Genomic DNA, 20,624 nt, shown 5'->3' on the forward strand with positions numbered 1-20,624 from the left:
GCCTGTCGGCTCCGCTCGTCAGGTCCTGCTTCGGTCCACTTCAGGAGAGTCTGATGACGGCAGCGACCATTCCCGGCCTCGACGAGCAGAACGGCACCGTGCCAACCCAGCACAGCGACCTGCTGGCCTGGGTACGAGACGTTGCCGAGCTCACCCAGCCTGACCGTGTCGTCTTCGTGGACGGCTCGGACGAGGAGTGGGACCGACTCACCACGCAGCTCGTCGACGCGGGGACCTTCACCCGGCTCAACCCGGAGAAGAAGCCCAACTCCTTCTGGTGCGCCTCCGACCCGGCCGACGTGGCGCGCGTCGAGGAGCGCACCTACATCTGTTCCCGCGAGGAGTCCAGTGCGGGCCCCACCAACAACTGGATGGACCCCACGGAGATGCGGTCGCTCATGACCGACCTCTACCGCGGCTGCATGAAGGGCCGCACCATGTACGTGGTGCCCTTCTGCATGGGCCCGGTCGACGCCGAGGACCCCAAGCTGGGCGTGGAGCTCACCGACTCCGAGTACGTCGTCGTCTCCATGCGGATCATGACCCGCATGGGCAACGTGGCGCTCGAGCGCTTCGGCACCGACGCCCCCTTCGTCAAGGCGCTGCACTCCGTGGGTGCGCCGCTGGCCGAGGGCGAGACCGACGTCGCGTGGCCCTGCAACGACACCAAGTACATCACCCACTTCCCGGAGGACCGCGAGATCTGGAGCTTCGGCTCCGGCTACGGCGGCAACGCGCTGCTGGGCAAGAAGTGCTACTCGCTGCGCATCGCCTCGGCGATGGCCCACGACGAGGGCTGGCTGGCTGAGCACATGCTCATCCTCAAGCTGACCTCGCCGGAGGAGAAGGTCTACTACGCCACCGCCGCGTTCCCCAGCTCCTGCGGCAAGACCAACCTGGCGATGCTCGAGCCCACCATCCCGGGCTGGAAGGTCGAGACCCTCGGCGACGACATCGCCTGGATGCGCTTCGGCGAGGACGGCCGGCTGTACGCCGTCAACCCGGAGTTCGGGTTCTTCGGTGTCGCCCCCGGCACCAACTGGGCCACCAACCCCAACGCCATGCGCACCATCGAGCGCGGCAACTCGCTGTTCACCAACGTCGCGATGACCGACGACGGCGACGTGTGGTGGGAGGGCATGGAGGGCGACCCCCAGCACCTGACGTCCTGGAAGCAGGAGGACTGGACGCCGGAGAGCGGCGAGCTCTCCAGCCACCCCAACTCCCGCTACTGCACCCCGATGTCGCAGTGCCCGGTGCTCGCGCCGGAGTGGGACGACCCCAAGGGTGTGCCGATCTCGGCGATCTTCTTCGGCGGCCGCCGGGCGACCACCATCCCGCTGGTCACCGAGTCCCGCAACTGGCAGAACGGGGTCTTCATGGCCTCCACCATGTCCAGCGAGAAGACCGCTGCCGCCAGCGGCAAGGTCGGTGACGTCCGCCGCGACCCGATGGCCATGCTGCCCTTCATCGGCTACAACGCCGGTGACTACCTGCAGCACTGGATCGACCTGGGCAAGTCCGCGGACGAGTCCAAGCTGCCGAAGATCTTCTACGTCAACTGGTTCCGCCGGGGCGAGGACAAGCGCTTCCTGTGGCCCGGATTCGGCGAGAACGCCCGCGTGCTCAAGTGGGCCATCGAGCGCATCGAGGGCAAGGCCGCGGCGCGGGAGACCGCCATCGGCTACGTGCCCACCAGCGCCGACATCGACCTGGACGGCCTCACCGGCGGCCTCGAGGACGTCGACCTGGCGCTGGAGGTCAACGACGAGGAGTGGAAGCGCGAGATCCCCTCCATCGAGGAGTGGTTCACCATGTTCGGGGACAAGCTGCCCAGCAGCCTGAGCGACGAGCTCGACGCGCTCAAGCACCGCCTGGGCTGACCACCGACGACGCACCCCACGTGGGTGTGCGCGCTTGCCCGAGGGGCGGGTACCGCAAGCCAACCGGCCGGGTGCCCGCCCCTCGGCCGTGCAGGGGGAGAGTGGAGCGCGTGGAGACGGTCATGGTGATCGCTGCGCTGGCCGCGCTCTGGCTGGTGTTCAGCCTGGTGGTGCGCCGGCTCCGGCGGCGTGGGCTCACCGGCGAGCACCCGGGAGTGGGCGTCGTCCGGCCCGAGCAGCTGCGCGAGTCGAGGTCGAGGCCGAGCCGTAGCTGGCGGGAGGGCCATCGGCCCTGGCACGAGTGAGCGCGGCCCGGGGAGGTTCACCCTCACCCGGGCCGCGCTGCCGCTCGACGGTCGACGGCGGGTGTCGCGGCCGTACCGCCCCTCCGCGGTCCAGCCTCGACGTGGTCAGCTCCTCTCCTCGTCCCCGGCGGGGTGCGAGTCTCTGCACAACCCCTCAGCCGTCGTCGCCGTGCACAGGTGAGACGGCCGCTCCGGCCCGGGGCGACTCGGTGGGCCTACCCACCGCCGCTGAGTAGTTCCCCCCAGCCCGGCCCGGGCCTGCCGCCGCGTGGTGAGATGACGGCATGGACAAGTCGGGACTGATCCTCTCTCGCCGCGACCTTGCCTTCCTCCTGCACGAGTGGCTGGACGTCACCTTGCTGACCACCCGGCCGCGCTTCGCCGAGCACTCCCGGGAGACCTTCGACGCGGTGCTCGAGCTGGGCGAGCAGATCGCCACCGAGCACTTTGCGCCGCACAACAAGAAGGCCGACGCCAACGAGCCGGTGATGCGCCCGGACGGCACCGTCGAGCTCATCCCCGAGGTCGCCGCCGCGCTGGACGTGTTCGCCAAGGCGGGCCTGATGTCCGGCCAGCTCGACGAGTCCCTCGGTGGCATGCAGCTGCCCAGCGTCGTCGCCCGCGCGATGCTGGCCTGGTTCCAGGCCGCCAACGTCGGCACGTCGGCGTACCCGTTCCTCACCATGGCCAACGCCAACCTGCTGGTCGCGCACGGCACGCCCGAGCAGGTGGCCACCTGGGTGCGCCCCATGACCGAGGGGCGCTTCTTCGGCACCATGTGCCTGTCCGAGCCGCAGGCCGGGTCCTCGCTGGCTGACATCACCACCCGAGCGGAGCCGCAGGCTGACGGCACCTACCGGCTCTTCGGCAACAAGATGTGGATCTCCGGCGGCGACCACCAGCTGAGCGAGAACATCGTCCACCTGGTGCTGGCCAAGGTCCCGGGCGGTCCGGCCGGGGTCAAGGGGATCTCGCTGTTCATCGTGCCCAAGGTCCTGCTCGACGACGACGGCAGCCTGGGCGAGCGCAACGACGTGGTGCTCGCCGGGCTCAACCACAAGATGGGCTACCGGGGCACCACCAACACCATGCTCAACTTCGGCGAGGGCCAGCACACCCCTGGCGGCGCGGCCGGCGCAGTGGGCTACCTGCTGGGCGAGGAGCACCACGGGCTGGCCTACATGTTCCACATGATGAACGAGGCCCGCGTCGGGGTGGGCCTGGGCGCCACGGCGCTGGGCTACACCGGCTACCTGCACTCGCTGGACTACGCCCGCACCCGCACCCAGGGCCGACCGGCCACCGCCAAGGACCCGGCCTCGCCGCCGGTGCCGATCATCGAGCACGCCGACGTGCGCCGCATGCTGCTGGCCCAGAAGTCCTACGTGGAGGGCGGACTGGCGCTGGGCCTGTACTGCGCCCGGCTGGTGGACGAGCAGGACACCGCGCCGGAGCCGGCCGATCGCGAGCGGGCGGCGCTGCTGCTTGACGTGCTCACGCCGGTGGCCAAGAGCTGGCCGTCGCAGTGGTGCCTGGAGGCCAACAGCCTGGCCATCCAGGTGCACGGGGGCTACGGCTACACCCGCGACTACGACGTCGAGCAGATGTACCGCGACAACCGGCTGAACCCCATCCACGAGGGCACCCACGGGATCCAGGGCCTGGACCTGCTGGGGCGCAAGATGAGCATGCGCGGTGGGGCGGGCCTGCGGCTGCTGGGCGAGTCGGTGGCCGCCACCGTGCAACGGGCGGACCAGGCCGGCGGCGAGCTGGCGGAGCTGGGCGCGCAGCTGCGCGTGGTGGTGGAGCGAGTGGGGGCGGTGACCGCCGCGCTGTTCGCCGCCGGCGACCCCGCGGTGACCCTGGCCAACGCCTCGGTCTACCTGGAGGCGGTGGGTCACACGGTGATCGCCTGGATGTGGCTGGAGCAGCTGCTCGCGGCCCAGCCGGGCACCGGGGACTTCTACGCGGGCAAGCGACAGGCTGGCCGCTACTTCTTCCGGTTCGAGCTGCCGAAGGTCGGCGCCCAGCTCGACCTGCTGGCGTCGTTGGACACCACGGTGCTGGACGCCGACCCGGCGTGGTTCTAGCGGCTGCTGGCTAGATGCGGCGCGCGCCCGTCAGCTCGCCGTAGGGCACGGCCCCGACCTTGACCACGTCGCCGGAGGTGGGCGCGTAGACGTACTGGCCGTTGCCGACGTAGATGCCGACGTGTCCGCCGCCGTAGACGAACACCAGGTCACCGGGGGCCAGCTGGTCGTAGGCGACCGGGAAACCGACGCCGGCCTGCTCCCCTGTGGTGCGGGGCAGCGAGATCCCCACCTGACCGTAGGAGAACTGCACCAGGCCGGAGCAGTCGAACGCGCCGGGGCCAGTGGCGCCGTAGACGTAGGGCTTGCCCACCTGGGCCAGTGCCACGTCCATGGCGAGCACGGACGGGCTGACGACGCTGGCACTGGCCGGTGCCGGCGCGGCCTGCGCGGCGGCGGTCGGAGCCATCGCCAGCACGGAGGCGCCGGCGGCGGCCGCCAGCACCAGGCGGCGGAAGGAGTGACGGGGCTTGGTCGCGATCTCGGAAGGCATGTTTCCTTGGGGGTTCGGGGACGGTTGCGTCGAACCCCGCCCACGTGCGCCCGACGTGGCGCGCATCGCACGGGGTGAACCGGGCTGGGCGGGAAGTGACTCTAACGGTAACGAAATGGTCACGAAGGTCAACAGCCTCGGCTCAAGCCGTGACATACCGCACTGTGGTGACCGGTGCGGTGCGCGGCACCGCACCGGTCGGGGTGCGCTAGGTGACGTGCCGGATCGCGGTGATCTGCCCGTAGGGCACCGAGGCGACCTTGACGACGTCGCCCGAGGTGGGCGCGTGCACGTACTTGCCGTTGCCGACGTAGATGCCGACGTGGCCGCCGCCGTAGGCGAACACCAGGTCACCGGGCTGCATCTGCGAGGCCGTCACCGCGACACCAACCTTCACCTGCTGGCTGGTGGTGCGGGGCAGCGAGACACCCGCCTGCTTGTAGGCGTACTGCACCAGGCCGGAGCAGTCGAAGGAGCTCGGGCCGGTGGCGCCCCACACGTAGGGCTTGCCCACCTGCGCCAGCGCGACGTTGACGGCACGCTGAGCCGCGTTGCTGACGGTGATCTTGCTCGTCGTCGCCTTGTAGGCCTTGGGGGCGACCTGCTTGACGGTCGCCGTCGTGGACTTGGTCGTGGTGGCCGCACCCGTCGGCACCTGGGCCTGAGCGGTTGCGGTGGGCGCCAAGGTCATCGCAGCAGCAGCACCGGCGACGGTCGCGAGCATCATCCGACGCGCCTTGCGACGAGACTCAGTCGCTGGGACGGAGAACATTGCTCCCTCTCTGGGTCGGGGACAGGGTCACCTTGCTCCGGCCGTCCGACCTGGGCATTCGCGCGGCCCAGCTCGATCCCGGCCGTGTCAACGAAGGCAATATCGAAGGTAACCACCAGGCAAAATCAGTCAACCGACCTAGGCACTCCTTGTGACCAAGGCAGCACTCAGAGGTGCAGAGCAGCGGCGCCGACCACCCCTGCTGCGGCGCCGAGCTGAGCGGGCACCACCCGGAGGTCACGTGTGAAGCCCAACCGGGCGTACCGCTGCACCGCCTCCCGCAGCGGCTGCCAGAGCGGCTCCCCGGCGAGGGAGAATCCGCCGCCCAGCACCACCAGGCCCACCTCCAGCAGCGCGGCGCTGGAGGCGAGCGCCTGACCGAGGCCGGTACCGGCCCTGGCCAGGGCTGCCACCGCCACCGGGTCGTCCGCAGCCGCGGCGGCCGCCAGCGCCCGACCGTCCGCCCCCGCCCAGCCGCGGGCCCGCGCCCACCGCACCGCCGCCGGCCCGCTGGCCACCGTCTCCAGGCACCCGACGCCGCCGCAGGCGCAGGGATCCCCGTCGGGCTCCACCACGACGTGCCCGATGTGGCCGGCGTTGCCGGTGTGACCGTGCACCACCGCCCCGGAGCGGACCACGCCGCCGCCGACCCCCGTGGAGGCGACCACCCCCAGCAGGTCCTCGATGCCGCGGCCGGCCCCGAAGCGCTGCTCGGCAATGGCCATGCAGCCGCCGTCGCCAGCCAGGCGCACCGGTCGGCCGGGCCACGCGTCCTCGACCGCCGCCACCAGGGGAAACCGACGCCAGGTCGGGATGTTCAACGGGCTGACCGTGCCCGCCGCTCGGTCGATGGGCCCCGCGGACCCGATACCGATGCCGGTGGGCTGCTGCGTGCCCGCCGCCCGCCGCAGGACCTGGTCGACGGCCTGCCACACGTCCCGCTCCGGGGTGGCCACCGTGGCGGAGCTGAGCACGGTGCCGTCCTCGTCGAGCAGCGCCGCCGCGAGCTTGGTCCCGCCCACGTCCAACCCGAGCACCGCCATGCCCCGCAGTCTGCCAACCGCGAGACGGCCTGCGGGTCAGCGAGTCCCGCAGGACCGCCGCCCATGATCCACGTCACGCCGACCGGTGAGGCACTATCAACGGATGGCTTGGCTCATCCCGTCCCCGCGCGAGCTCCTCGGTGCTGCCCGCGGGGTCGCCGACTGGTCCCTGGAGACGGCGGCACTGGCCGTGACGCTGCCCGGCCGGGTCGGGGCCGCACTCACCGACGTCGAGCTGCTGCTGCAACGGGTCTCCAAGGTGGTCGACGAGGCCGAGGCCACGGTCGGCGAGGTGCGCACGGTGGCCATGGACGCCAAGGCGGTGGTCGGGATCGTCGAGCTGGTGGCCACCCAGGCCCAGGCCGTGGTGGGCACGGCCCGGGTGGTGGCACTGGAGGCCGGGGACGTGGTGGGAACCGCCCGCGCCGTGGCGCTGGACGCCGCTGACGTGGTGGGCACGGCCAGGGTGGTGGCGCTGGAGGCCGGGGACGTGGTGGGAACCGCCCGCGCCGTGGCACTGGACGCCGCTGACGTGGTGGGCACGGCCCGGGTGGTGGCACTGGACGCCGGGGAGGCGGTGGGCGCCGCCCGCGGGTTGGTGGTGCAGACCGGCGACGTGCTGGGCTCGGCCCGTGGGCTGACGCTGGAGGCTGCAGACACGCTGTCCACCGCGCAGGGGGTGGCCGGGGGCGCCGGTGAGCTGGTGCTCTCCGCCGAGCAGCTCTCCGGGGTGGCCCAGGAGCTGCTGGACCTGTACCGGCCCCTCGCCCAGCAGGCCGCACCCAAGCTGCGCAGCTTCCTCGACTCGCTCTCCGAGAAGGAGCTGCAGGCGATCATCCGGTTCGTCGACCACGCGCCGGTGCTGGTCGAGCACATGGAGAGCGACATCCTGCCCATCTTGGAGACGCTGGACCGGGTGGGCCCGGACGTCAGCGACCTGCTCGAGGTGGCCAAGGACGTGCGCGAGGCCGCGGTGGGCATTCCCGGCTTCAAGTTCTTCCGCAAGCGCGGGGAGCAGAAGATCGAGGACGACGAGGACGAGGCCGGTCCGGTGCGGACGGACCCCACCCCGGACGGCCCCGCCACCCGGCCCCACCAGGCCTAGCCCGCCCGCACCGGCTAGGGCAGCCAGTGCGCTGGCCGTTCCAGGGTGGCAGGCAGCCTGGTGGCTGCATCACCGCGGGCGGCGCGCAGCTGTGACGCGGTGAGGAACAGGGCTCCGCGCAGGTCCGCCCCGGAGAGGTCGGCGTCGCGCAGGTCGGCACCGATGAGGTCCGCCAGCCGCAGGTCCGCCCCGCGCAGCGTGGCCGCCACCAGGTACGCGCCCCGCAGGTTCGCTGCCCGCAGGTCGGCACCGGCCAGCGCCGCACCGACGAGGTCGGCGCCCCGGTGGTTGCGCCTGCTGCGGGCCTTCCGGGACAGCGGCACCTCGGCCCGCGCCAGCTCGCTGGCCTGCAGCAGCAGCGCGCTGACCTCGGCACGGTGCGCGGCCACGTCCAGCGCGAGCAGCGCCGCTGCGTCGCCGTTGCTGAGGCGCTCGATCAGCGCAGCGGCCTGGGCCAGCTCGGTCCGCAGCGGCTGCGCTGCGGGCAGGGTCTGCGCCTCGGCCAGGTACCAGAGCAGCTCGTGCAGCTGCCGGACCACGGGCAGCACCGCGAACATCTGCCCCGCCGTGTGGGGCGCCTGCCGCCAGTCGTGTCCGCCGAAGGTGTGCTGCGCGACGTGCTGGCCGGCGCCGAAGCAGTCGAACACGGTGCAGCCCCTGAACCCGGCGGGGCGCAGGTGGTCGTGGATGCCACAGCCGAAATCCGGCTGCAGGTTGGGGCAGGGATCGCCGGCGTCCTTGTCGATGGCGAAGTCGGCCGACGCAGCGAAGGGCAGCGCCACGCAGCAGAGGCCGAAGCAGCTGCTGCAGTCGGCCACCAGGTTGCGACTCCCCGTGCTGGCCACCACCCCATCCTAGGAGCCACGTCGTGCGGTCAGGACCGCAGCGGGTCCAGCGCACGCGCCAGCCGTCCCACCGCGGTGACGATCTGCGCCTCGGTGAGGCTGGCGAAGGACAGCCGCAGGTGTGCTCGAGCCTGCTCGCCCAGCGTGTAGTGCCGGCCGGGGACAACCGTCACCCCCTCGGCGAGCGCAGCCCGGGCCGCGTCGGTCTCGTCGATGCCCTCGGGTAGCTCCAGCCACAGCGACACCCCGCCCCGCGGTGGGGTGAAGTGGCAGTCGGGCAGCTCCGCCGCCAGCGCGGCGGCGAGGGTGGCGCAGCGGCTGGCCAGCCCGGCTCCGAGGGCCCGCAGGTGGCTGGACCACGCCGGGGCGGTGACGATCTCCACCGCCGCGTGCTGCAGCGGGCCGGAGACGAACAGGTCGTCGACCAGCCGCATGCCCATCACCCGCTCGGCCACCGGGCCGCGGGCCAGGATCGCGCCGATCCGCAGGCCAGGCCCGGTGGCCTTGGTCAGCGAGCTCACCGTGAGCACGTGGCCGTGCTCGTCGTCGCGGCTCAGCGCCGGCGGCGGCGGGGTGCCGTGCCCGAGCCAGCGGGCCCAGTCGTCCTCCAGGATGAACGCGCCGAAGCGCCGGGCCAGCTCGAGCACCTCGCTGCGCCGCTCCGCGGCCAGCACGCTGCCGTCCGGGTTGGCGTAGGCCGGCTGCAGGTACACCAGCCGCGCCCCGCTCAGCTGCAGCGCCCGCTCCAGCAGCTCGGGGCGCACGCCGTCGCCGTCGGTGGGCACCGGGACCGGGGTGAGCCCGGCGCTGCGGGCGATGGCCACTGCCCCCGGGTAGGTGGGCGTGGCGAACAGCACCGGCTCGCCCGCCGGCACGATCGCCCGCATGATGGCCGACACCGCGCCCTGCCCGCCCGGGGTCACCAGCACCTCGTCGGGCTGCCCGCCCACCTGGGCGGCGAACCACGACCGCAGCTCGGGCACACCCGCCACCGGGGGCCGGGCCCACACGTCCGGCCGGCGGGCCGCCCGGGCCAGCGCCGCGGAGAGGCGGTGGTCCGGGCGCAGCTCGGCACCGAGGTAGGCCGCCGACATCTGCAGCACGTCGGGGTCCACGGTGCCCAGCGCCTCGGGCAGCCCGGCGGTCTGCACCGGGCTGGCCCCGAGCGTGACCTCCTGCCAGGTGGTGTCGCGGGCCACCGAGCGACGACGCGGTGCGGTGAAGCTGCCTCGGCCCGGTCGAGTGACCACCGCACCGTCGGCCACCAGCCGGGCCACCGCCTGCGCGACGGTGGTGGCGCTGACGCCGAGCTCGTCCACCAGCGCCCGGGTGCTAGGCAGCCGTGTCCCTGCCGGGGCGCCCTCGATGCGCCGAAACACCTCTCGCGCAACCCGACCCACACTGCTATCGTCAAACATGAGACGCAACGATAGCGCTATCGCCCCCAGTTCGCTGCCGCTACTGCTCGGGCGGCAGTCCACGCCGCACCGGAGCTGGGTCCGCTGGAGCAGGACAGCTGTGGCCTGGCGGCCCACCCCGCGCCTGCTGCGCCTGTTCGCCCCCGCCGTCCCGCTGGTGGGCCTGCTGCCCACCGATCACCGGGACCGCGACGCCGCGCGCCAGCGGACGGACCTGCGGGCCGTGCGCGACCGCGAGCAGCACTGGAGCTAGCGGTGCTCAGACCGGGCGCAGCAGCTCGGGGCTGTTGTTGGCGACGTTGTTCACCGCGGTGCTCACCACGTAGGGCTCCAGGTGCGGCTCTCCGACCTCGGCCAGCAGCTGCTGCACCTCGTGCGGGTTGGTGATCGTCGGGTCCAACCACGCGTCGCGGAGCTCCCCGGGCACGAGCACCGGGCTGCGGTCGTGGATGTGGCCCAGGGTGTCGCTGGCGGTGGTGGTCAGCACCGTCACCGACAGCACCCACCGGTCCGGGTCGTCCGCGGCCGCCTGCGGGTCACGCCACAGCTCGTAGAGGCCGGCCATGGCCAGCACCCCGTCGCCGTGCAGGAAGTGCGGGACCTTTGTGGCGCCCTGCTTCTCCCACTCGTAGTAGCCGTTGGCCGGCACCAGGCAGCGCCGGCGACTCGCGGCTGCCTTGAAGGACGGCTTCTCGGTGACGGTCTCCATCCGCGCGTTGATCAGCTTCGCGCCGATCTTGCGGTCCTTGGCCCACGAGGGGATGAGACCCCAGCGGGCGGTGCGCAGCTGGCGCACCGCGGCGGAGTCGGGGTGGTCCTTGGGCACCCGCTCCAGCACCGTGCGCACCGGGTCGGTGGGTGCGACGTTGTAGGACGGCGGGAGCGGCTCACCGACCGCCTCGGCGGCGCCGAACACCTGGAGGAGCTCGTCATCGGTCTGGGTGGTGGCGAATCGGCCGCACATGCGCCCAAGTCTGCCCGGCCGCCCCGACGGGGCGCCCAGCACCTGGCGCCCAGCGGTGTCTGGTTGCTCATTAATCGGTGCAACGTCCGGTCCAGGCGGCTTATCTTTGTTGTGAGCACGAAGCACCAGGCGCTCGGGCCGCCAGCTCGGGCGCCACTGAAGGAGTGACCCCCATGGCCAAGGCCGAGAAAATGTTCGCCCTGCACGTGGTGCCGCTGGAGGACGCTGTCGCGCACCACACCGACGACTGCGTGTGTGGCCCCAGCGTCACCTTCCGCGACGACGGGCGGGACACCTTCCGCTTCCAGCACCACCGCCTGGAAGATCGCGCCGGTGGCTGGGCCTACCTCCGGGTGGTGCAGCAGGACCTGCCCGAGCTGGACCGCCAGCGCGAGTCCGACGCCGGCTGACCCGCCCGAGTGCCGGCGCTAGCCCGCCGCCAGCCCCCGACTGATCACCAGGCGCTGGATCTGGTTGGTGCCCTCGAAGATCTGCATCACCTTGGCCTCGCGCATGTAGCGCTCCACCGGGAAGTCCCGCACGTAGCCGTAGCCGCCCAGCACCTGCACGGCGTCGGTGGTCACCTTCATGGCCGCGTCGGTGGCCACCAGCTTGGCCACGCTGGCCTGCCGGCCGTAGGGGCGACCCAGGTCGCGACGCCGGGCCGCGTCGAGGTAGGTGGCGCGGGCGGAGTCCACCGCCGCCGCCATGTCGGCCAGCAGGAAGCCCAGGCCCTGGTGGTCGATGATCGCCTTGCCGAAGGTCTTGCGCTCCTTGGCGTAGGCGACGGCGTCGTCCAGCGCGCGCTGGGCCAGCCCGGTGGCGACCGCGGCGATGCCCAGCCGCCCGGAGTCCAGCGCGCTGAACGCGATGCGCAGGCCGTCCCCCTCGGCGCCGATCAGCCGACCGGCGTCGATGACGGCGTCGTCGTAGCTGGCAGCGGTGGTGGGCACCCCGCGCAGCCCCATCTTGTCCTCCGGCCGGCCGAAGCTGAGCCCCGGCGTGTCCGCCGGCACCAGGAAGCAGGAGATGCCCTTGGAGCCCTCGCCGGTGCGGGCGAACAACGTGTAGAAGTCGGCCCTGGACCCACTGGTGATCCAGGCCTTGCTGCCGTTGAGGACGTACCCGGCGTCGGTGCGGCGGGCCCGGCAGGTCAGCGCCGCGGCGTCGGAGCCGGCCTGCGGCTCCGACAGGCTGTAGGCACCCAGCAGCCGTCCACCGAGCATCTCCGGCAACCACGCCTGCTGCTGCTCGGCAGTGCCGTAGGTGGCCAGGGGAAAGCAGGACAGCCCGTGCACGCTGGTGGCCACCGCGACGGCGGCCCAGCGGGAGGCCAGCTCCTCGAGCACCTGCAGGTAGACCTCGTAGGGCTGACCGCCGCCACCGAGCTCCTCGGGGTAGGGCAGGCCCAGCAGGCCGGCCTCGCCCAGCGTGGCGAACAGGCCCTCGGGACAGGTGGCGTCGCGCTCGTGCTGCTCCACCACCGGCGCCAGCTCCTTGTCCGCCAGCTCGCGGGTGAGCGCGATGAGGTCCGCAGCCTCGGCGGTGGGCAGCAGGCGGTCGACAGCCACGGTGGGGCTCCTTCAGCTAGTACGGCGTGAGCGGAGCACCACGGTATCGACTGCAGGATGGGCCGACACCGGAGACAGCACAGCGGGGGCGGGAGCACGATGTGCTCCCACCCCCGCTGGAGTGCTGCTGACCGTCACGGGGCGAGTGGCCCCGTGCGCAGCATCAGCTGGTCTGGACGTCCCGCTCGACGGGGACGCAGTGGGTCATGACGACGCCGGTGACGTCGCGACGACCGTTCTTGCCCAGGTTCGCGGCCCGCTTGAGCTCGGCCTCGCTGAGGGTCTGCGTGGCCAGGGGCTCGAGGTGGCGAACGTCGTCCGCCGTCATGCCCAGGCCCTCGCCGACGCGCTGGCCCAGCTCGTCCTCGGCCATGAACAGGTGCCACAGCATGCGCTCCTGGATGGGCTTGTCGCACTGCGACAGGTTGCCGATCCAGTTGCTGACCAGCTCGTCCTTCTCCCAGTCCATGGAGAGCAGGTAGCGCTCACCAGCCTGCTGGTAGTCGTTGGTCCGCTCGATGCGGGCGCGGGTGAGGCGTCCGCTGATCTCCGGGCCCTGCTCGCTGTGGGCGGGCTTGGGCGCCTCCTGCAGGCCGCCGGTGATGGACGGCTCGTAGTTGACGCTCGGGTTCTGCCCCTCCGCCAGGTCGACGCCGAAGGTCATCTGGCCGTCACGCTGGTTGGTGGCGACCTTGGCGTTCTTGGCCGAGTTGACCGGCAGCTGCAGGTAGTTCGGGCCGACGCGGTGGCGCTGGGTGTCGGAGTAGCTGAACGTGCGGCCGACGAGCATCTTGTCGTCGGAGAAGTCCAGGCCGTCCACCAGCACGCCGGTGCCGAAGGCGATCTGCTCGCTCTCGGCGAAGAAGTTCACCGGCTTGCGGTTGAGCACCATCTTGCCGACCTTGCGCAGCGGGAAGTCGTTCTCCGGCCAGGTCTTGGTGTCGTCCAGCGGGTCCCAGTCCAGCTCGGGGTGGTCGTGGTCGTCCATGAGCTGGACGTACAGCTCCCACTCGGGGTACTCGCCGTTGTCGATGGCCTCGTAGAGGTCACGGGTGTGCACGCCGAGCTCGCGACCCTGCACCACGGCAGCGTCCTCCTCGGTCCAGCTCTTCACGCCCTGCTTGGGCACCCAGTGGTACTTGACCAGCTGGGTCTCGCCCTGCTCGTTGACCCACTTGTAGGTGTTGACGCCGAAGCCCTGCATGGTGCGGTAGCTGGCCGGGATGCCGCGGGGGCTCAGGACCAGGTTGAACATGTGCAGCGACTCGGGAGTCTGCGAGGCGAAGTCGAAGACGCGGTTGGCGACCTGACGCTCGAAGGTGACCGGGTCGGGCTTCTGCGAGTGGATGAAGTCGGGGAACTTGATGGCGTCCCGGATGAAGAAGACACCCAGGTTGTTGCCGACCAGGTCCCAGTTGCCGTCCTCGGTGTAGAACTTCACCGCGAAGCCGCGGGGGTCGCGGGCCGTCTCGGAGGAGTCCTTGCCGCCGGCCACGGTGGAGAAGCGGACAGCGAGCTCGGTCTGCTTGCCCTTCTCCTGGAACAGCTTGGCGCGTGTGTACTTGGAGATGGGCTCGTCGCCGCAAGTGCCGTCAGCCTCGAAGTAGCCGAACGCGGTGGCGCCACGGGCGTGCACGACGCGCTCCGGGACTCGCTCGCGGTCGAAGTGGCTGATCTTCTCGAGGAACTGGTAGTTCTCCAGGGTCGCCGGGCCACGCGAGCCGACCGTGCGCGAGTTCTGGTTGTCGTAGACAGGGTGTCCCTGTCGGTTGGTAAGAGTCCTGGCTTGGTCAGTCATCGGTGGAGACCTTTCGTTCGGTGTTCTCAGGTGCCGCGATTGTGCAGTTCAGGGGGGCCGTGCGGTTCAGGGGGAATCGTGCCGCTCTAGGGGCTGGCCCGGCTGCGTGGTCGCCGCGCAGCTGGGGCACCACCCCCAAAAGATAACTTCGGTGGCCTCGACCCGAAAGCCGTCGACCGGTGCGGTGCGCACGCAGGCGTCGCTGCCGGCCAGGGCCGGGACGTCGCTGGTCTGTCCGCACCCGCGGCAGACCAGGTGGTGGTGGTCGTCGGGCACGTGCGTCTCGTACCGCACGGGGTGTCCAGCCGGCTCGATCGAGCGCAGCAGCCCGGCGCGGGTGAGCGCGTCCAGGCAGTCGTAGACGGTTTGCGTGGACACCGAGCCGAGCACGGGGCGGACCTGCTCCAGGATGGCCCCGGCCGGCAGGTGCTGTCGGTCCAGCCGCGCCTGCTCCAGCGCCTCGAGCACGGCCACGCGGGGCTTGGTCACCCGCAGGCCGGCAGCGCGCACCCGAGCGGCGGCGGAGCTGGCTGCTGGTGTCATGTGCCCATGAGACCGCAAACTCTGGAATGAGTCAAGAAAAGCGGCGAGTCTGACTGCACACACCTCGCCATCGCCCTAAGGTTGCTGTCATGGCATCCGAGCTCACCGAGGAAGAACTGCAGTTCGTCCAGTCCCTGTTCGAGCACGCCCGGGAGGGGCGCACCGGTCCGCTGACCGAGGCCCTCGACGCCGGCGTTCCGGTCAACCTCACCAACACCAAGGGCGACACGCTGCTGATCCTGGCGGCCTACCACGTGCACCTGGACACCGTGCAGGCTCTGCTGGAGCGCGGCGCGGACACCTCGAGGGTGAACGACATGGGTCAGACCGCCCTCGCCGCGGCCGTCTTCCGGCAGTCCGAGCCCATCGTCACGGCGCTGCTCGAGGCTGGGGCCGACCCCGAGGAGGGGCCGAAGTCGGCGGTCGCCATCGCTGAGTTCTTCAACCTCCCGGAGATGGCGAAGCTGCTGCGTGCGCGCTGAGCGGTCGGTGGACGAGCCGCGCATCGCCCTCGTCGGAGCCGGTGCCGTGGCCGGCCTGGTGGCGTCCTGGCTGGAGCTGGCTGGCGCGCCCACCCCGCTGCTGTGCACCCGCACGCCGGTCGAGCAGCTCACCATCACCGGCGACGGCCGGGGCGGACGAGGCACGCGCACCGTGCCGGTGACCCCGGTGCCCGGCCCGGCCGACGCCGAGCCGGTGGACTGGGTGATGCTCACCGTCAAGGCCCAGGACACCGCCGCCACCCAGCCGTGGCTGGACGCGCTGGTGGGGCCGGACACGGTGGTGGTGGTGCTGCAGAACGGTGTGGACCACGTGGAGCGGGTACAGCCGCTGGTGGGCACGGCGACGGTGCTGCCCGCCCTGGTGCGCGCCTCCGCCGAGCGCACCGGCAGCGGCGCCGTCACCCATCACCTCGGCAACCAGCTGATCGTGCCGGAGGAGCCCGCCGGCAAGTCGCTGGCCGCGCTGCTGGACGGCGGCGCCTCGGTGCGCCAGGACCCCGACTTCCGCACCGCCGCCTGGCACAAGCTGATGGTCAACATCGGCTCCAACCCGCTGACCGCGCTCACCCTGCGCCGCTGCGAGGTGCTGCGCGAGCCCGAGGTGGCCGAGCTCTGCCGGTCGCTGCTCATCGAGACCGCCGCGGTGGGCTCGTCCGTGGGCGCCCGGCTCAGCGGCGCCGACGTGGAGGAGGTGCTGGAGCTGTTTCGCTCCTACCCCGACGACAACGGCACGAGCATGTACTACGACCGGGTGGCCGGCCGGCCGCTGGAGCACGACCTGCTCTGCGGGGCCGTGGTGCGCGCCGCTCGGGAGCACGACGTGCCGGCCCCGCTGAACCAGGCGATCTGGGCCCTGACCAAGGCTCTCAGCGAGGGCAGCACCGGCTACACACCAACCGAGGGGAACCCATGACCACCCACGCAGGCGAGCTCGACCGGCTGGGCACCGCCAAGTACGTGCTGCTCACCACCCGGCGCCGCGACGGCACCACCGTGCCGACCCCGGTGTGGGTGGCCCGCGACGGCGCCGCGCTGGTGATCTGGACCGCCACCGACGCGGGCAAGGTCAAGCGCATCCGCCGCGACCCGGCCGTCACGGTCGCCCCGTGCGACGCCCGGGGCAAGCCCCGGGGCTCCGCCGTCAGTGGCACCGCCACCGTGCTCGACGCCGACGCCACCGAGCGGGTCCGCCAGCTCATCCAGCGCAAGTACGGCATCGCCGGCCGGGTGGCGATCCTCGGCAGCCGGCTGCGGCGGGGTCGCAGCGGCACCGTCGGAGTGGCCGTCACGCTCGACCAGCAGCAGCCCTAGCGGGTCGGGGCGGTGCGGGTCCAGGGCCGCATCCGCTCCAGCTGCAGCGCCAGCCCCAGCAGGGTGGCCTCGCCACCAGGCCGGGCCACCAGCTGCACCGACAGCGGCAGGCCGTTGGGGTGGGTACCGGCGGGCACCACCATCGCCGGCCAGCCAGCCAGGTTCCACGGTGCAGCGAACGGGGCGTAGCGGATGTTCGCCCACAGGTTGGACAGCCAGCTCTTCTCGCCCCAGCGGTCGGCCGGCAGCGGAGGCTGCGCCAGTGCGGGCGTGAGCAGCACGTCGTGGTCGGCGAAGAACGCCTCGGCCTTGTGCTGCCACTTGTCCCGACCAGCGGGCTTGGGCAGCCCTGCCCGCAGCAGTGCTCGGCCCACTGCGGCGTGCCTGGCGGTGCGGGCCTCCAGCAGCGACCGATCGCTGAGCGCTCGCGCCTCCAGCTCGGTGCCGACGAGCCAGCGCACCAGCTCCGACTGTCCCACCGAGACCGGGTAGGACGGGTGGGCCTGGGCCACCCGGTGGCCCTCCTGGGCGAGCAGCTCGCCAGAGCGGCGGGCGGCCTCGGCGTAGTGCCGGTCGACCCGCACTCCCGGCACTGGAGAGCGGGTGGAGACCGCGATCCGCAGGGCCGTGGGCTCGCGCACCTGGGCCAGCTCGGGCTGCTTGGCCAGCACCGAGAGCACCGTGGCGCAGTCGGCGACGGTGGTGGCCAGCGGGCCGTTCTCGGCCATGTCGAACCACGCGCCGTCGCCCAGCTGGGCGGGCACCACGCCGAGGCCGGGCTTGAGCCCGACCAGGCCACAGCACGCCGCGGGGATGCGGATGGACCCCATGCCGTCGTTGCCGTGCGCAACGGGCACCATGCCCGCGGCCACCGCGGCGGCGGACCCACCCGAGGATCCCCCGGGGCTGCGGGTGGTGTTCCAGGGGTTGCGGGTGACGCCGAAGGCGGAGTCGGTGGTGCCGAACACGCACAGCTCAGGCACCCGGGTCAGCCCCACCACGACGGCGCCCGCCGCCCGCAGTCGAGAAACCACCGGGTGGTTGCGCGGCTGGGGGGTGGCGTCGCTGCCCAGCGACCCCTCCCGCATCGGCTCGCCGGACACCGCCACGTTGTCCTTGACCGCCACCGGCACCCCGGCCAGCGGCAGCGCGTAGCGGTCGGCCCGGGCGTCCACGGCGTCAGCCTCGGCAAGGGCCCGCTCGGTGCGGACCACCTGGAAGGCGCCGAGCTCGCTGTCCTGCTCGGCTATCCGCGCCAGCGCCGCCTCGGTGGCCGCTCGAGCGGTCAACGATCCCTCGCGCACGGCCGCAGCAGTTTCGGTAGCAGTCATCACCCCGCGGACGCTACGCGGGAGCTCGCCGGTTCGCCCCGTTCCGCAGGTCGCAGCGGGACTGTCGTGGCTTAGTCGACGAACCGCCACCGGGTGGGCCGGCTGGCGAAGTCCTCCTCCCGCTCGATCACGGCCACGGCTCGGGCCGGGGTCACCTCGAACACGAGGTGCGCCAGGACGAACGCGGCGTCGAGGTCGGCGGAGAGGGGCTGGTACTTGCCCACGTACCGGCGGGCCCACTCCTGCCGCCGGGCGTCATGGGTGACCACCTCGGCGCTGCCCTGCAGGGACAGGCACTCCACGGTGTCGTCCAGGGCAACGGCCACCCGCGGGTTCGCCGCGAGGTTGCGGGCCTTGCGCGAGCGTGGCCCGCAGGAGAACGCGAAGCGCTGCTCGTCGTCGTCCCACACGCCCCACACCGGCATGGTGTGCGGCGCTCCGGCGCCGGAGACGGTGACCACCCAGTAGCTGCGCCCGGCGCCGAGCCGCTCGGCCGCCCAGCTCCAGGGCAACGGGCGCCAGCCCTGCGCCTGCACGCCGTAGTCGGGCATGTACGGCATCTCCGCGACGGGCTCAGCCATGGCCACACCGTACGACGCTGCAGGGTGCTACCGCCGCCGGAGACCGCCCGTTCCGAGGTCGGCCTCGTCGGCTGCGGCACGCCCCGCGCGCCAGCCCTGCGGGTCGACCGGACTGGTCCGCTTGGTCATCACCTGTGGGAACAGCTCGGTGAACACCTCACGGACCGCCTCGGAGCGCTGCTGCAGCACCGGGACGAGGGCGGTGCCGTACACGTCGGCAGCCGCGGCGTGCGCCTGCTGCTGGGAGTCGGCCAGCCGCTCCCGGATGCGCACCGCGTAGGACAGCAGGAACGCCCGCCGAAAGGCCTTCACCCCGGGGTGTCCCGGCGCCGCGGCCGACACCGCGCGGGTGGCCTGGACCAGCAGCGACGTGAACAGCACCTCCACCAGCTGCAGGTCGGTGGGCAGGCCGATCACCGTGGCGATCCCGTAGGCGGAGGTCCACACCACTCGCACACCGTTGGCGGCGCCCACGCCGTCCAGCAGGTGCACCTTGGCCTCGCCGTACGGGTTGTCCACGTGCAGCCGCCGAGCGCGGACCTGCTCGGCGAGCCGGGCACCGGCCGCGGCTCCGACCACCGCAGCGTCGATGGCGTGCCTGGTCATCAGGTCCTGCGCCTTGGCGGTGAGCGCCTCGGCCTCCTCCGGAAAGTCGGTGGACTCGGCCTTGGCGAGCAGCGCGCGCACCCGGCCCAGGACCTTGGCGTCGACCGCCGCGCTGGGGGCCAGGCGAGGCGCGGCGGCGGCGCGACCCCACTGCGACGGGGGCGGGCACAGCGGCTGCAGCCCGCCCCGCAGCGAGCGCAGGTAGCCCAGCAGCCGCAACGCGTCCTGCCAGGCCTGCACGGCCGTGAGCTCCTCGGACCCGCGCCAGGCACTCAGCACCGCTGGTCCTGCCGCCGGCACCGTGGGCAGGGCCGCCAGCTGCTCGCGCCACTCCGCGGGGGCCCGCTCCTCGGCGTGACTCGTCCGGGCCTCGCGCGTCACCACGGCCGCGGCCAGGCGCCCCACGCGCTGGGTCCACTGCCGGCGCGCCACGTGCACCACGTCGGCCGGCTGCCAGCCGCTCTCCCACAGCCGCGCCACCTGCTCGACCAGCGCCTGGGCCGCCCGTCCGGACGCGGCACCCTGCTCGCCGTCCAGCTCGGTGAGCACGATGGCCGCCTGCTCCAGCGCCGCAGCGTCGGCCCACGGCCCGAAGGCGCGCTGGGCGCCCTCGTCGATCACCTGCTCCACCAGCTCCGGCCCCACCGGCCCCGGTCCGGGCCTGCGGCGGGCGTGGCCGCCGGAGGGGTGCGTGAAGTGCCGGTACCGGGCGTCGACGCGGTGCTGGGCCATGACCACATCTTGGCCGGGCCCCCCGACAGCTCTGGATCCCGGCGGTCCGGAGACGGACCAGCGGGCACCGGCGGTGGACGCTCAGCTACTCGGGGCTCACCTCGAGCGTCTCCAGCTGGTCCAGCTCGTCGGCGCTGAGCTCGCCGAGCTCGGCCAGCACCACGTCCTGCTGGGCGCCGATCCGGTCGTTCACCAGCTCGGTCAGCGCGAACACGATCGCCCCGGTCTGTCGCACCGTCATCAGGTCCACCAAGGGTTGCTGCAGCGAGGTGAGGGCCAGCCCACCGGCCAGGCCGTCCTCGTTCTCGGAGATGGCGACGAAGAACCGCTCGCGCGGGTTGTCCACCGGGCTGCTGTAGTGCTCCGCCAGCTCCATCAGCGCCCGGTGCCACTCCAGCAGCTCCCCCTCCAGCTCCGTCTTGGCCAGGTCGTGCTCGGTGAGCCGGGTGCCCAGCGCCGAGGGGCTGAAGCAGCGGGCGTAGGACAGCAGCGCCGTGGTCCACAACGACTCCACCAGCACCCGGTCCGCGGCGCGCTCGGCGTCTGCCGCCTGCTGATCGGTCTGCTCCTCGCTGCCCTCGGCGCCGCCGAGAGCAACCACCAGCCGCTCGCAGCACTGCAGCACCATCCGCAGATCGTCGAAGGTGGCGGTGTGCCCGGCCAGGATCGCAGCGCCCTCGGAGTCCAGCCGCCGCAAGAGCTGGGGCCCGCCCTCCTCAGGGGCGCTCAC

At 72.3% G+C, this 20,624-nt stretch carries 22 protein-coding genes; 9 read left to right on the forward strand and 13 right to left on the reverse strand.

The features are described from left to right. The first annotated feature begins 53 nt into the window (after positions 1-53). From AC3YO9_RS03420 to AC3YO9_RS03430, 3 genes are all read left to right on the forward strand, one after another. The gene (locus AC3YO9_RS03420) at positions 54-1,883 is read left to right on the forward strand and encodes a phosphoenolpyruvate carboxykinase (GTP) (protein ID WP_127784325.1); all 1,830 of its coding nucleotides are present in this window, start codon (positions 54-56) and stop codon (positions 1,881-1,883) included. Positions 1,884-2,005: 122 nt separating this feature from the next. Beyond that, positions 2,006-2,188 (forward strand): hypothetical protein, encoded by a 183-nt coding sequence (locus AC3YO9_RS03425; protein WP_127784326.1) that lies wholly within the window; start codon positions 2,006-2,008, stop codon positions 2,186-2,188. A 284-nt stretch (positions 2,189-2,472) separates the two neighbouring features. After that, positions 2,473-4,278 carry an acyl-CoA dehydrogenase gene (locus AC3YO9_RS03430; protein ID WP_489982135.1) on the forward strand — a complete coding sequence of 602 codons (1,806 nt, stop codon included), beginning with the start codon at positions 2,473-2,475 and terminating at the stop codon, positions 4,276-4,278. Positions 4,279-4,288: 10 nt separating this feature from the next. On the opposite strand, the gene AC3YO9_RS03435 is transcribed toward AC3YO9_RS03430, so the two are convergent. The 3 genes from AC3YO9_RS03435 to AC3YO9_RS03445 form a co-directional block, all read right to left on the reverse strand. Continuing rightward, positions 4,289-4,771 (reverse strand): C40 family peptidase, encoded by a 483-nt coding sequence (locus AC3YO9_RS03435; RefSeq protein WP_127784328.1) that lies wholly within the window; start codon positions 4,769-4,771, stop codon positions 4,289-4,291. 208 nt (positions 4,772-4,979) lie between these two features. Beyond that, positions 4,980-5,498, reverse strand: coding sequence for a C40 family peptidase (locus AC3YO9_RS03440; RefSeq protein ID WP_241249330.1), 519 nt, complete (start codon positions 5,496-5,498; stop codon positions 4,980-4,982). 212 nt (positions 5,499-5,710) lie between these two features. After that, positions 5,711-6,586, reverse strand: a complete 876-nt coding sequence (locus AC3YO9_RS03445; RefSeq protein WP_489982136.1) for an ROK family protein — start codon at positions 6,584-6,586, stop codon at positions 5,711-5,713. 103 nt (positions 6,587-6,689) lie between these two features. Here AC3YO9_RS03445 and AC3YO9_RS03450 point away from each other — a divergent pair, with 103 nt between their 5' ends. Further along, positions 6,690-7,691, forward strand: a complete 1,002-nt coding sequence (locus AC3YO9_RS03450; protein ID WP_489982137.1) for a hypothetical protein — start codon at positions 6,690-6,692, stop codon at positions 7,689-7,691. Positions 7,692-7,705: 14 nt separating this feature from the next. On the opposite strand, the gene AC3YO9_RS03455 is transcribed toward AC3YO9_RS03450, so the two are convergent. Beyond that, entirely contained in the window at positions 7,706-8,473 is a 768-nt protein-coding gene (locus tag AC3YO9_RS03455; RefSeq protein ID WP_489982565.1) for a pentapeptide repeat-containing protein, read from the reverse strand. 92 nt (positions 8,474-8,565) lie between these two features. Further along, positions 8,566-9,954 carry an aminotransferase-like domain-containing protein gene (locus tag AC3YO9_RS03460; RefSeq protein ID WP_489982138.1) on the reverse strand — a complete coding sequence of 463 codons (1,389 nt, stop codon included), beginning with the start codon at positions 9,952-9,954 and terminating at the stop codon, positions 8,566-8,568. A gap of 100 nt (positions 9,955-10,054) precedes the next feature. Between AC3YO9_RS03460 and AC3YO9_RS03465 the strand changes: the two genes are divergently transcribed. After that, complete coding sequence (locus AC3YO9_RS03465) at positions 10,055-10,207, forward strand: hypothetical protein (protein WP_164860677.1); 153 nt, start codon at positions 10,055-10,057, stop codon at positions 10,205-10,207. 6 nt (positions 10,208-10,213) lie between these two features. On the opposite strand, the gene AC3YO9_RS03470 is transcribed toward AC3YO9_RS03465, so the two are convergent. Further along, on the reverse strand, positions 10,214-10,918 hold the full coding sequence (locus tag AC3YO9_RS03470; RefSeq protein WP_489982139.1) for an SOS response-associated peptidase: 705 nt from the start codon (positions 10,916-10,918) through the stop codon (positions 10,214-10,216). A 173-nt stretch (positions 10,919-11,091) separates the two neighbouring features. Here AC3YO9_RS03470 and AC3YO9_RS03475 point away from each other — a divergent pair, with 173 nt between their 5' ends. Next, positions 11,092-11,328, forward strand: a complete 237-nt coding sequence (locus tag AC3YO9_RS03475; RefSeq protein ID WP_127784335.1) for a hypothetical protein — start codon at positions 11,092-11,094, stop codon at positions 11,326-11,328. Positions 11,329-11,346: 18 nt separating this feature from the next. On the opposite strand, the gene AC3YO9_RS03480 is transcribed toward AC3YO9_RS03475, so the two are convergent. The 3 genes from AC3YO9_RS03480 to AC3YO9_RS03490 all read right to left on the reverse strand — a co-directional run bounded on the left by AC3YO9_RS03480 (position 11,347) and on the right by AC3YO9_RS03490 (position 14,830). Further along, the gene (locus tag AC3YO9_RS03480) at positions 11,347-12,489 is read right to left on the reverse strand and encodes an acyl-CoA dehydrogenase family protein (RefSeq protein ID WP_127784336.1); all 1,143 of its coding nucleotides are present in this window, start codon (positions 12,487-12,489) and stop codon (positions 11,347-11,349) included. 163 nt (positions 12,490-12,652) lie between these two features. Continuing rightward, positions 12,653-14,287 (reverse strand): catalase, encoded by a 1,635-nt coding sequence (locus AC3YO9_RS03485; RefSeq protein WP_489982140.1) that lies wholly within the window; start codon positions 14,285-14,287, stop codon positions 12,653-12,655. A gap of 66 nt (positions 14,288-14,353) precedes the next feature. Next, on the reverse strand, positions 14,354-14,830 hold the full coding sequence (locus tag AC3YO9_RS03490; protein WP_127784338.1) for a Fur family transcriptional regulator: 477 nt from the start codon (positions 14,828-14,830) through the stop codon (positions 14,354-14,356). 89 nt (positions 14,831-14,919) lie between these two features. On the opposite strand from AC3YO9_RS03490, the gene AC3YO9_RS03495 reads away from it, so the two are divergent. From AC3YO9_RS03495 to AC3YO9_RS03505, 3 genes are read left to right on the forward strand one after another with little or no spacing between them, the layout of a single operon-like run. Further along, positions 14,920-15,312: an ankyrin repeat domain-containing protein gene (locus AC3YO9_RS03495; protein ID WP_489982141.1), complete on the forward strand. Its 393-nt coding sequence runs from the start codon at positions 14,920-14,922 to the stop codon at positions 15,310-15,312. Beyond that, positions 15,302-16,246: a 2-dehydropantoate 2-reductase gene (locus tag AC3YO9_RS03500; protein ID WP_489982142.1), complete on the forward strand. Its 945-nt coding sequence runs from the start codon at positions 15,302-15,304 to the stop codon at positions 16,244-16,246. The genes AC3YO9_RS03495 and AC3YO9_RS03500 overlap by 11 nt, the downstream gene beginning before the upstream one ends. After that, a complete protein-coding gene (locus tag AC3YO9_RS03505) occupies positions 16,243-16,644 on the forward strand; it encodes a PPOX class F420-dependent oxidoreductase (RefSeq protein ID WP_489982143.1) in 402 nt (133 codons plus the stop codon). Before AC3YO9_RS03500 ends, AC3YO9_RS03505 begins: the two co-directional genes overlap by 4 nt. On the opposite strand, the gene AC3YO9_RS03510 is transcribed toward AC3YO9_RS03505, so the two are convergent. From AC3YO9_RS03510 to AC3YO9_RS03525, 4 genes are all read right to left on the reverse strand, one after another. After that, complete coding sequence (locus tag AC3YO9_RS03510; protein ID WP_489982144.1) at positions 16,641-17,975, reverse strand: amidase; 1,335 nt, start codon at positions 17,973-17,975, stop codon at positions 16,641-16,643. The genes AC3YO9_RS03505 and AC3YO9_RS03510 overlap by 4 nt on opposite strands. A 71-nt stretch (positions 17,976-18,046) precedes the next feature. Beyond that, positions 18,047-18,556 carry a pyridoxamine 5'-phosphate oxidase family protein gene (locus AC3YO9_RS03515; RefSeq protein WP_489982145.1) on the reverse strand — a complete coding sequence of 170 codons (510 nt, stop codon included), beginning with the start codon at positions 18,554-18,556 and terminating at the stop codon, positions 18,047-18,049. Positions 18,557-18,583: 27 nt separating this feature from the next. Continuing rightward, the gene (locus AC3YO9_RS03520) at positions 18,584-19,894 is read right to left on the reverse strand and encodes a DUF2786 domain-containing protein (RefSeq protein ID WP_489982146.1); all 1,311 of its coding nucleotides are present in this window, start codon (positions 19,892-19,894) and stop codon (positions 18,584-18,586) included. 85 nt (positions 19,895-19,979) lie between these two features. Continuing rightward, positions 19,980-20,624, reverse strand: a complete 645-nt coding sequence (locus tag AC3YO9_RS03525; RefSeq protein ID WP_489982147.1) for a hypothetical protein — start codon at positions 20,622-20,624, stop codon at positions 19,980-19,982.

The organism is Rhodococcus sp. Z6_132, from assembly GCF_058133635.1.